This window comes from Microbacterium sp. 18062 (assembly GCF_902706225.1).
Classification (GTDB): Bacteria; Actinomycetota; Actinomycetes; order Actinomycetales; family Microbacteriaceae; genus Microbacterium.
In genome coordinates this window covers 1-11176 of record NZ_CACSKB010000080.1, presented here as the reverse complement: position 1 = coordinate 11176, position 11176 = coordinate 1, and the positions used below count along the sequence as shown (strand labels likewise).

Genomic DNA, 11176 nt, shown 5'->3' with positions numbered 1-11176 from the left:
GATGAGGGGGCTGCGGGCGGCCTGGACGGAGCGGGACAGCCGCGGACGGGCCGGAACGCCACGGTATCCGCCGCGTGTTTCGTGCTCGTCACGCGCATAGCGGCCGCACGCCCTCCGCGCGGCGGGGAAAGGAGAGCACGGTCGCTGAGCGAGCGGAGCGAGACGAAGCGCCCACGCGTGACGAGCGCAGCGACCCTTCGTCTCGTCGCTTCGCTCCTCGCTCAGGGACCGATCCCGGGAGACGTCGGCTCAGCCGAGCAGGTCGGGGTTCTCCTCGTACACCTCGGCCAGCAGGCTCAGGTCGAACAGGTCCGCCGCCTCGATCTCGATGCCCGCGCGGGCGAGGCTCGTCACGGTCTCGGCCTGCAGGTTGTCCGAGATCGTGAACAGCCCGTTGGAGTCGGTCTCGTCGGTGACGATGAGGGCGTTGGTGGCCAGCATCCCGGCCAGCGTCTTCTCGGGGTCGAGGTCGAGGTCGAGGCCGTAGACCTCCAGCGCGAGCCGCGCGCCCTCGTCGGGGTCGGCGAGGGCGTCCTGCCAGCCCTTGATCTCGGCGACGAGGAACGCCTTCAGCGCCTCGCGGTCCGACTCGAGCGTCTCGTCGGTGACCGTGAAGGTCTCGGCGACGAACGGCAGGCCGTTGTCGGCGAAGGGGAGGTTGGTCGTGGCGAGCCCAGCCTGCTCGACCGAGATCGCCTCGTTCGTCAGGTAGGCCATGAACCCGTCGACCTCGCCGTTCATGAGCGGCGCCGGGTCGTACTGCACGGGAACGATCTCGAGCTCGGAGGCGTCCACGTCGTTGGCCGCGAGGAAGGCGTTGAACAGCGACAGGTTCGAGTCCTGCACGCCGATCTTCTTGCCCTTCAGGTCGTCCGCCGTGGCGATGTCGCCGCCCTCTTGAAGGGAGAGGACCGTGAACGGGTTCTTCTGCAGGGTGGTGCCGATGATCTTCACCGGCGCGCCCTCGTTCGCGACCGCGGCGCCCACGGCGACGGCGTTGCTGATCGACACGTCGGCCGTGCCGCCGACGAGCTCGGGGATCCCGGTGGAGGGGCCGGCGACGAGGTTCACCGATGAGAAGCCGGCCTCGGTGAAGTACCCGTTCGTGTCGGCGAAGTACTCCCCGGCGAACTCCTCGTTCTTGATCCAGCTGAGCTGGACGGTGAGCTCGCCGAGGTCCGCCCCGTCAGTGTCGGACGAGCCCGTGGCGGATGCATCCGGCGCCGCGGTCGCGCAGGCGCTCAGCGCGAGGGAGGCGAGGGTGAGGGCGGACAGGGCTGCGGCCAGGCGGCGGGTGGGTCGTGGTGACATGTGCGGGTCTCCCAGAGGGTCGGGTGCGGTGCGGATTCGGATGGTGCGGGGTTCAGCGGATGCCGGGATCGGGAACCGGCGCGGCGGGGATGCGTGCAGTCGGGGAGCGCGCAGCGGTGCGGGTCATCGCAGTCCCTGAGCGCCCGGCTCGAGCGCGCCGATCATCGTGCGCGCCCGGGCGGCGAGCGCCGCCTTGTCGGCGGCGTCGAGCCAGGTCGCCTCGACGCCGTTCATGGTGAGGGCCGCGAGCTGATCGAGTCCGTAGCCGAGCGCGCGGGCGAGCACGCGGAAGTCATGGGTCGGATCGGTGCCGAACATGGGCGGGTCGTCGGAGTCGATCGTGACGACGAGACCTGCGTCGATCATCTGCTTGATCCGGAGGTGGGTGCCGTCGCCGCTGCCCGAGTAGCGGCCGATGTCGGAGCTGACCGGCGTGCAGGTGAAGGGCACCCGCTCCTCGACGCAGCGCCGGGTGATGTCGGGGTCGTCGACGACGTGGTAGCCGTGGTCGACGCGGCTGCATCCGAGCAGGTCGAGGATCGTCTCGATGTGGTGCGGCGGTCCGGACTCCGAGTGCGCCGTGCGGTTCAGCCCCGCCTCGCCCGCCCGCCGGAACGCCTTCCAGAACTTCTCCGGCGGCCCGATCGCCTCGGAGTAGTCGAGTCCGATGCCCAGGACCTCGTCGACCCGGTTCTCGATCACGATATCGACGAGCTCGGATGCGGCCGCCGCGCTGTCGTTGCGATTGAGGCCGACGATGAGGTTGCTGCGGATGCCGGTGTCGGCCTCGGCATCGCGCATCCCGGCGCGCACCCCGTCGAGGATCGTCCGGTAGGGCACACCGGGGTGGCCGGGCGGGCTCAGGAAGATCTCCCGGTAGAGCACGTTGTGCGCGGCCCCGCCCCGGGTGAGCGACTCGTAGGCCACCCGGTGGAAGTCGTCGACGTCGCGGATGACGGAACCTGCGACGTCGAGCACCCGCAGGAACTCGTCGAGGTCCTCGTAGCCGGCGTGGTCGAAGAGGTCCTCCGCGGTGCGGCCCCCGTCGAGCACGACGTCGTGCTTGCGGGCGAGGTCCACGATCGTCTCGGCCTCGCCCGAGCCGATCAGATGGCAGTGCAGGCTCACCTTCGGAAGGCCCGCCACGACCCGCTCGAGATCGACGTCGAGGAGCTCCGCGGCGGGGCCCGCGGGCGTCTCTACACTGGACATGATCGCCTCGCTCGATAAGTGACAGCATTCATAAGAGCATCCAACGATGACAGCAGCATTCGTGCGGCGTTACGGGAGAGTAAATTGCCTGATCCTGTCCTCGACCCCGATCTGGGCGCGGCCGTGGGCGGCGAGATCCGGCGCCTGCGCGAGGCGGCCGGCCTCACGACCCGCGAGCTCGCCGCGCGGGCCGCGATGAGCCAGCCGTTCCTCAGCCAGATCGAGCGCGGTGCGAGCGTTCCCTCGATGGCGTCGGTGTACCGGCTCGCGCAGGCGCTCGGCGTCCGCCCGGGCGACCTGCTGCCCGCCGTGCTGCCGAGCGAGGTCACGGTCGTGCGCCGCGGCGAGGGGCGCCCCATCCCGGTCGCCGAGCATCCCGCCGCCGCCGTGGGCCGCGCTCTGCTGCTGCGCAGCACGTCGGCGCTCGAGATCGTCGAGTACGAGTTCGGGCCCGACGAGTACATCGCCGAATGGTTCGAGTCGCCGGGCGAGAGCGCGCTCTACGTCGTCGCCGGCCGGCTCGAGGTCGACATCCTCGGGGCCGGCACCTACCGGATCGCGCCGGGCGACCTCATCCACTTCCCCGCCGGCACGCGCGACCGCTGGCGGCTGCTCGGCGAGACGCCCGCCCGCGTGCTGTTCACCGCGAGCGTCCCCGGCACGCGCTGAGTGTTGCGGCACATGTAGTTCCACCACCACCGTGCGACGGCCCCGCACTAGCGTGGGGACGTCCGTCCGCAGCGTGCGGCGGGCGCCGGGAGGTCGGATGCCGTCGCTACTCGAGACCGAGGCCGTCGAGCTGATCCGCGAGCTCATCCGCATCGACAGCGTCAACACGGGCGAGAGCGCGACGATCGGCGACGGCGAGACGCGGGCGGCCCGCTTCGTGCAGGAGCGGCTCGAAGAGGTCGGCATCGCGACGACGCTCGTGGAGCCGGTGCCCGGCCGCGGCTCGGTCGTCGCACGGCTGAAGGGCAGCGATCCGGATGCGGGCGCCCTCCTCGTGCACGCGCACCTCGACGTCGTCCCCGTCGTCGAGAGCGACTGGACGAAGCCGCCCTTCGGCGCGGAGATCCACGACGGGTTCCTCTACGGCCGCGGTGCCGTCGACATGAAGGACTACGCCGGCACCGTGCTCGCGGTCGTGCGGCACTTCGTGCGGGAGGGCATCGCGCCCCGGCGCGACATCGTGCTCGCGTTCCTCGCGGACGAGGAGGCCGGCGGAGTCTGGGGAGCGGGCTGGCTCGTCGAGAACCGCCCGGACCTCTTCGAGGGCGTGACCGAGGCCCTCAGCGAGGTCGGCGGCTTCTCCGTGCCGCTCGACGTGTCGGGCGAGCGGCGCGCATACCTCGCGGCCACCGGCGAGAAGGGCGTCGCGTGGGCGACCGTCACCGCCCACGGCCACGCCGCGCACGGGTCGCGCCCGACCGACGACAACGCCGTCGTGCGCATCGCGCGCGCCGTGGAGCGTCTCGGCGGCCACCGCTTCCCCGTCGTGCGCACCCCGGCCCTCGACGGCTTCCTCTCCGCCTTCGGCGACGCGCGCGGCCTCGCCTTCGCCGAGGAGTCGTTCGACGACGACCTGGCGGGCCTCGGCTTCGTGTCGACGCTGATCGGGGCGTCGACGCGCAACACGGCGACCCCGACGGTGATCGGCGGCGGCGGCAAGACGAACATCATCCCGGCGAAGGCCTTCGCCCGGGTCGACATCCGCATCCTGCCGGGTGAGGACGAGGCGCTCAAGCAGGGCCTGCGCGAGGCGGTCGGCCCCGACGTCGAGGTGAAGTGGGGGCGATGGTGGCCGGCGACGGTCGCCCCCGTCGACGCTCCGCTGATCGAGGTTCTGCAGCGGGCGATCACGGTCGACGACCCCGACGGCACCGTCGTGCCGTACCTGCTGCCCGCCAGCACCGACAACAAGCACTTCGCGCGTCTGGGCATCCACGGCTACGGATTCGTGCCGCTGCGGGTGCCGGCCGACTTCGACGTCTTCGCGCAGTTCCACGCCGCCGACGAGCGGGTGCCCGTCGACGCGCTGCACTTCTCCGCCCGAGTGACCGAGCGCATCCTGAGAGAGGCATGATCCGATGAGCGACCCCGAGACCCCGGCCGTCCACGTGCTGCACGACAACCCCGACTGGATCCCCGCGTTCGCGCGCGCCTTCGACGCCGAGGGGGTTCCGTTGCGCGAGTGGCGCCTCGGCCGGGGATCGCTCGACCTCGACGCCGAGCCGCCGCGGGGCGTCTTCTGGTCGCGGCTCAGCGCGTCCGCGCACACACGGGGCGGCGCCGGGGCGAAGGATGCGGCGCGCGCGACCCTCGCCTGGCTCGAGGCGTGGGGGCGACGGGTCGTGAACGGCGCGGCCGTCGCCTCCGTCGAGGTGAGCAAGGCCGCCCAGCACGCGGCCCTCCGTCGCGCCGGTTTCGACGTGCCGCGCACGATCGCTGTCTTCGAGCGCGCCGCGATCCCGGCCGAGGCGCGGAGGCTCGCCCCGCCGTTCATCACGAAGCACAACCAGGGCGGCAAGGGTCTCGGCGTCCGCCGCTTCGACACCCACGAGGAACTGGACGCGTACGTCGCAAGCCCGGCGTTCGAGGAGCCCGCCGACGGCATCACCCTGCTGCAGGAGTTCCTGCCCGCCGCCGCCCCGTTCGTCACGCGGGCCGAGTTCGTCGGGGGGCGCTTCGCCTACGCGGTGCGAGTGGACACCTCCGCCGGCGCGTTCGAACTGTGCCCCGCCGAGGCGTGCGCGGTGCCGGTCGACGGCGTCGAGCCGGAGCCGCTGTTCCGCATCCGCCCCGAGATCGGCGCGGACCATCCGCTGGTCGTGCGCTACGAGGCGCTGCTGGCCGACCTCGGCATCGAGATCGCCGGGATCGAGTTCCTCGAGACGGTCGACGGACGCACCGTCACCTACGACATCAACACGAACACGAACTACAGCCCCGACGTCGAGGCCGGCCTCGATCTTCCCGCCACCCGGCGCGTCACCCGCTTCCTCGGCGGCCTGCTGGCCGCCGAGCGCGTCCCCGCCTGAGCGGACGTCTCCCTCCCCCTCTCCTCCCGTGTCCCTCCCCCTCTCTGTGTCTCACTTGTCTCTGTGTCTCACTTGTGCAGCACAACACCGCCCCATGGATGCACAAGTGAGACACGGAGTATGCGGGCCGTGACGGGACATCGCCACCGGATGCCATGAGTCCCGCGCACGTGTCGGGCGGACGCGCAGCGTGAGACACGCGGGGGCGGATCGTCACATGCGGTCACCCAGATTGCCGCAAGCGGGCCCTCGCGAGAGCGTGGGCGTGTGAGGACGACGACGGTGCGGGGCGACGAGCCCGGCGAGAGCGAAGACGCGAGCCGGCCCTCATACGCCCGGCTCGCGGCGAGATTCCGGCCGGTGTTCGAGCGGATCGCGGCGGACGCACTCGCGCGCGAGCAGGCGGAGACGCGCGCGGACGCCCAGCTCGGCTGGCTCTTCGACGCCGGTTTCGGCCGGCTGCGCGTGCCCGCCCGGCTCGACGGCCTCGACGCCCGCCTGTCGGATCTGCTGCGTCTGCTCGCCGAGCTCGCCGAGGCCGATGTCAACGTCGCCCACGTCTGGCGCAATCACTTCTCGTTCGGCGAGGATCGCCGGCACGCGTCCGAGCAGTCCGACGTCTGGCTGCGCCGTCTCGCCGACGGCGAGCTCGTCGGCGGCGGCTGGAGCGAGCGCGGCCGGAGCGCCGTCGACGACCACACCACTCTGCTCAGCCGCACCGGCGACGGCGGCTGGCGCGTCGACGGGCACAAGTACTACGCGACCGGCAGCATCTACGCCCGGTGGACCACGGTGCGCGCCCGCACCGACGACGGCCGCGACGTGGTGGCCCTCGTCGACATGCGACAGCCCGGCGTCGTCGTCGACGACGACTGGGACGGCTTCGGCCAGCGGGTGACCGGCTCGGGCGGCGTCCGCTACCTCGACGCCCGCGTGGACGACGCGCACGTCCTGCCCTACGCCGAGCGCTACACCTACCAGGAGCAGTACTACCAGTCGGTGCTCAACGCACTCCTCGTCGGCATCGGCCGCGCCGTGCTGCGCGACGGGATCGCGGCGCTCCGGGCGCGCGGTCGGGCGCATCCGCACAACGTCGCGACCGATCCCACCGACGACCCGCAGCTGCTGCAGGTGATCGGCGAGGTGTCGGCCCTGGTCGCGGCGGCGGAGGGTGCCTTCGAGCGCTCGCTCGGGCCCGTCGACGACTACGTCGAGGGACGGGATGCGGACCCGTCGCCGAGTCTCGTGGCCGTCTCGCAGGCGCAGCTCGTCGCCTCCACGGCGACGCTCGAGGCCGCGACCCGCGTGTTCGACGCGCTCGGTGCGTCCGGCACCTCTCAGACGCTCGCCCTCGACCGGCACTGGCGCAACGCCCGCACGCTCGCCTCGCACAACCCGCGGGTGGCGCGGGCGCGCATCGTGGGAGACCGGCTCGTGAACGGCCCGCGCACCGGCCGGAAGCGGGACACGGACGGCGAGGGCCGCGGATGAGCCTCGTCGCGCTCTCGCTGACCGGTGCGGCGACGAGGGGCCTCGCCGCCGGCGACCCGGCGACGCTCGCCGCGCTCGACGAGGCGCACGACACCGGCGCCGCCCACCTCCTTCTCCTCGGCGCCGACTCGCTCGGCACGCGCCGGGGCCCGGCACCCGTCGCGCGGGCGATCGACCCCGTGGCGGTGGCCGTCGCCCGGCACGCGCGGTTCCCGCGGTGGGGGTTCCTCGCGGTGGCCGCGCCCACCCGTGACCACCCGTACAATCTCGCGCGGCGCGTGCTCGGCGCCTGGCATCTGACCGGCGGGCGCCTCGGGGTCGTCCTCGTCGACGACGACCCCGGCCTCCCCCTCGAGCACGGCACCGCCATCCCGTGGCTTCCCGGCACCCCGCCGGGGGCCGAGGTGACGACCGAGGCGGCCCGCGTGCTGCGGGCGCTCTGGAACAGCTGGCCCGCCGGCACGATCGTGGGCGACCGGGAACGCGGCGTCTACGCGCACGTCGACGGCGTCCGCCGGGTCGGGCATGAGGGCCGCTACCGCATCGCGGGTCCCCTCGGCACGCCGGCCTCCGAGCACGGCGAGCCGGTGCTCGGCACGGCGGATCCGCGCGGCGAGGCCGGATGGGCGGAGCTCGTGATCCGGGGCGACGCGATCGAGACGTGCGGTGCGGGTGCCGGGCGCGTCGCCACGGACGGGGTGGTGACGGGCCGGGTCGTGACGGTGTCGACGGATGCCGACGTCCCCCGCGAGCCGTCGCCGCACGACGCCGACGCCGGCCGGGGCGAGACAATCGGCGGGCTGCGCACCGTGCTCGGGCTTCCGCCGCGCGTGCTCGACCTCTCCGACCACTCGCCGCATCTGAAGGAGGCCCGCTGGTGAGCGCACGCGACGGCCTCTTCCTCGGGGTGAACCTGCAGTCGTTCGGCCAGCGGCCGGCGGCCTGGCAGGTGCAGGACGTGGCGCCGGACGCGCTGCTGCACGAGGCCTTCTGGCAGGACGTCGCCCGCACCGCCGAGCGCGGGCTCATCGACACCGTCTTCTTCGCCGACCACCCCGCGTTCACGAACCCGAACCCACGTCCGCTCGGGGTCGTCGATCCGTTCGTGCTCGCCGCGACCGTCGCGGCGGCGACCGAGCGGCTCGGGGTCGTGGTGTCGGGGTCGACCAGCTACAACGATCCGGTCGACCTCGCCGCCCGGGTGCTCAGTCTCGATGTCGTCTCGGGCGGCCGCATCGGCTGGAACGTGGTGACGACCTACAGCCCGGACGTCGCCGGCAACTTCGGCGGCGACGCCACCCCGCCGCGCTCCGAGCGATACGCCCGCGCCGAGGAGTTCACCGGTCTCGTGCGCGCCCTGTGGCGCAGCGCCCGCACCGGTGAGCGCGTCGTCGCGGCGAGCGACCGGTTCGGGTTCGACGCGAGCCTCGGCCTCCCGCCCTCGCCGCAGGGCGAGCCGGTGCTCTTCCAGGCCGGCGGGTCGTCCGGCGGACGCGCCCTCGCCGCACGGCACGCCGACGGCGTGTTCACCGTGGAGCTCACCGAGCAGGGCGCCATCGCCAACCGTCGCGCGCTCCGCGAGGCCGCCGCATCCGTCGGACGCTCCCCCGGCGACGTCACGGTCGTGCCGGGTCTCTCACTCGTGCTCGGCAGCACCGAGGCCGAGGCCGTCGCCCGGTACGACGAGCTCGAGGGCCGGGTGCCGCAGAGCTACATGCTCGGGTCGCTCAGCGCAGTGCTCGGCGCGGACGCCTCGATCCTCGATCTCGACGCGCCCATCCCCGGGGAGCTGATCGACGCCCCCTGGGATCCGGACGCGCACGTCGCCTCGGTCGGCTACCGCCAGACCTTCCTCGACTGGATCGCCGACCGCCGCGGGGCGACCGTGCGCGAGGTGCTGCGGCAGTTCGGCGGCTACGGCGCGCGGATCGTGATCGGCACGCCCGAGCAGGTCGCCGATGGGATGGAGCGCTGGTTCCGCGTCGGCGCGGCCGACGGGTTCAACCTCATGCTCGACCGATACCCCGACGGCCTGGCCGAGTTCGTCGAGCACGTCGTGCCGCTGCTGCAGCGCAGGGGCGTGTACCGCCGGGCCTACGAGGCATCCACGCTCGGAGGACGCCTGCGCCCTCGTCGGGACTGACCCGAAAGTCCTCACGTGTCGTCTCGCCGCGCTCGCGGTTCCTGAGCGAGGAACGAAGCTCCCAGACGAAGGGCAGCGACCAGACTTTCGCACCCCACGGAGCGCCCCGCAAGGGGCACGGAGAAGCTGATGCGAGAGTCCCCGCGCCCTCACTCCGCCAGACCCCGCGCAGCGTCAGCGTCAGCGACCGGGGGCGACCACCCGTGCGAGCGCCTGATCGAGGTCGGCGATCACGTCGTCGACCGTCTCGAGACCGACCGACAGCCGGATGAGACCCGGGGTGATGCCGAGGGCGAGCCGGTCGGGCTCGGTCAGCGCGCCGTGGATCGTGCTGCCCGTGTGGATCGCGAGCGTGCGCACGTCGCCGATGTGCGTCATGCGGGTGACCAGCCGCAGCGCGTCGAGCACGGTGCGTGCCGCCTCGCGGCCCCCCCGCACGTCGAACGCCAGCACGGAGCCCGGCCCCTTGGGCAGGTACGTGCGGGCCCGCTCGTGCCACGGGCTCGAGGGGAGACCGGGGTAGTCGACGCCCGCCACGGCCGGATGCTGCTCGAGCCACTCCGCGACGCGCTGCGTGTTGGCCACATGCCGGTCCAGACGCAGCGACAGCGTCTCGATGCCGAGCAGCAGGAGCCATGCGCTCGTCGCCGGGAGCGTCGGTCCGTACTCGTTGGCGACCGTGACGGCGAACGGGAGGAAAGCGCCCGTCCCGAAGCGCTCCGCGTAGCTCGGCGTCCCCGGTCTCGGGGAGCGGTGGAACTGCGGGAAGCGCTGGGCGTGCGCGGTCCAGTCGAAGGTGCCGGCGTCGACGACCGCGCCGCCGAGCACCGCGCCGTGGCCGCCGAGCCACTTCGAGGTCGAATGGACGACGATGTCGGCGCCCCACTCGATGGGCCGGGCGAGGTAGGGCGTCGCGACGGTGTTGTCGACGACGAACGGGATGCCGGCCTCGTGCGCGAGCCGCGCCAGGCGCGCGAGGTCGGGGATGTCGTTCTTCGGGTTCGGGATGGTCTCGGTGTAGATCGCCTTGGTGCGCTCGGTGACGTGCCGGCGCCACTCGTCGTCGTCGGCCTCGGCATCGATGAAGACGAACTCGAGCCCCTGCCGCGAGAGGCTGTTGCGGAAGAGCTGCTTCGTGCCCTCGTACAGGCTCGTCGTGACGAGGATGCGGTCGCCGGCGCTCGCGAGAGCGTAGATCGCGGTGAAGATCGCCGCCTGGCCGCTGCCGGTCAGCAACGCCCCGCGACCCCCCTCGAGGTCGGCGATGCGCCCCTCGACGACGCGGTTGCTGGGATTCGACTGCCGCGAGTACACGGGCAGATCGCCGCGGTCCGAGAAGCGCGACTCGGCCTCGTCGAAGCTGTCGAAGACGTAGCCCGCCGTCTGGTAGATCGGGGTGATGCGCGCCCCCGCCTGCGCGTCGATCACCTCCCCGGCATGGATCTGCCGGGTCTCAAACCCCTGTGCCACGATGAGCCGCCTTTCTCGAGAGAGGGAGATGTCCGCGCCGGTGCCGCACACGGCTCATGACGCCGTGAGACCGCGCCGGGATGACGCCCGCCGACGCGATCGTTAGGGTGTGGCGGGGCGCGATGCCCCGCCGATCAGGAGGGAACACCCCGCGATGTCCGACTACTTCGACCGCACCGAGGACCGCACCTACACGAAGGTCTACAAGACGGAGACCCCCGACATCCTCGCCGCCTTCTCGGCGTTCGACCAGGCGGTCTTCGCGACGGAGGGGCGTGAGATCCCGCTGAAGTACCGCGAGCTCATCGCCCTCGCCGTGGGCATCACGACGCAGTGCGTGTACTGCATCGACGGGCACTCCCAGAAGGCCGTCGCCGCCGGAGCGAGCGAGAAGGAGCTCGCCGAGACCGCGTGGGTGGCCACCGCCATCCGAGCCGGCGGCGGTTTCGCGCACGGCCGGCTGGCGTTCAAGTTCGGCGGCGCGCACGAGCACTGACCCCACGCCCGCCCC

General features: G+C 72.6%; 10 protein-coding genes. 7 read left to right on the top strand and 3 right to left on the bottom strand.

All coding sequences use genetic code 11. The annotated features are described in order from the left end of the window. Positions 1-249 precede the first annotated feature (249 nt). Both GVL03_RS18130 and add read right to left on the bottom strand, forming a co-directional pair. Complete coding sequence (locus GVL03_RS18130) at positions 250-1311, bottom strand: ABC transporter substrate-binding protein (protein WP_159502415.1); 1062 nt, start codon at positions 1309-1311, stop codon at positions 250-252. Positions 1312-1434: 123 nt separating this feature from the next. Next, complete coding sequence (gene add, locus GVL03_RS18125; protein WP_159502414.1) at positions 1435-2523, bottom strand: adenosine deaminase; 1089 nt, start codon at positions 2521-2523, stop codon at positions 1435-1437. Between the two features lie 84 nt (positions 2524-2607). Here add and GVL03_RS18120 point away from each other — a divergent pair, with 84 nt between their 5' ends. From GVL03_RS18120 to GVL03_RS18095, 6 genes are all read left to right on the top strand, one after another. Further along, a complete protein-coding gene (locus GVL03_RS18120; protein ID WP_200847235.1) occupies positions 2608-3192 on the top strand; it encodes a helix-turn-helix domain-containing protein in 585 nt (194 codons plus the stop codon). Between the two features lie 97 nt (positions 3193-3289). Continuing rightward, positions 3290-4606 carry a M20/M25/M40 family metallo-hydrolase gene (locus GVL03_RS18115; RefSeq protein WP_159502413.1) on the top strand — a complete coding sequence of 439 codons (1317 nt, stop codon included), beginning with the start codon at positions 3290-3292 and terminating at the stop codon, positions 4604-4606. Positions 4607-4610: 4 nt separating this feature from the next. Next, on the top strand, positions 4611-5561 hold the full coding sequence (locus GVL03_RS18110) for a RimK family alpha-L-glutamate ligase (protein WP_159502412.1): 951 nt from the start codon (positions 4611-4613) through the stop codon (positions 5559-5561). A gap of 267 nt (positions 5562-5828) precedes the next feature. Next, positions 5829-7052, top strand: coding sequence for an acyl-CoA dehydrogenase family protein (locus tag GVL03_RS18105; protein ID WP_200847234.1), 1224 nt, complete (start codon positions 5829-5831; stop codon positions 7050-7052). Continuing rightward, on the top strand, positions 7049-7933 hold the full coding sequence (locus GVL03_RS18100; RefSeq protein WP_159502411.1) for an LLM class flavin-dependent oxidoreductase: 885 nt from the start codon (positions 7049-7051) through the stop codon (positions 7931-7933). The genes GVL03_RS18105 and GVL03_RS18100 overlap by 4 nt, the downstream gene beginning before the upstream one ends. After that, positions 7930-9195, top strand: a complete 1266-nt coding sequence (locus GVL03_RS18095) for an LLM class flavin-dependent oxidoreductase (protein WP_159502410.1) — start codon at positions 7930-7932, stop codon at positions 9193-9195. The genes GVL03_RS18100 and GVL03_RS18095 overlap by 4 nt, the downstream gene beginning before the upstream one ends. Before the next feature lie 180 nt (positions 9196-9375). Here the strand turns inward: GVL03_RS18095 and GVL03_RS18090 are convergent, their stop codons facing one another. Then, complete coding sequence (locus GVL03_RS18090; protein ID WP_159502409.1) at positions 9376-10665, bottom strand: O-acetylhomoserine aminocarboxypropyltransferase/cysteine synthase family protein; 1290 nt, start codon at positions 10663-10665, stop codon at positions 9376-9378. Positions 10666-10819: 154 nt separating this feature from the next. On the opposite strand from GVL03_RS18090, the gene GVL03_RS18085 reads away from it, so the two are divergent. Continuing rightward, positions 10820-11161, top strand: a complete 342-nt coding sequence (locus GVL03_RS18085; protein WP_159502408.1) for a carboxymuconolactone decarboxylase family protein — start codon at positions 10820-10822, stop codon at positions 11159-11161. Positions 11162-11176: the final 15 nt, after the last annotated feature.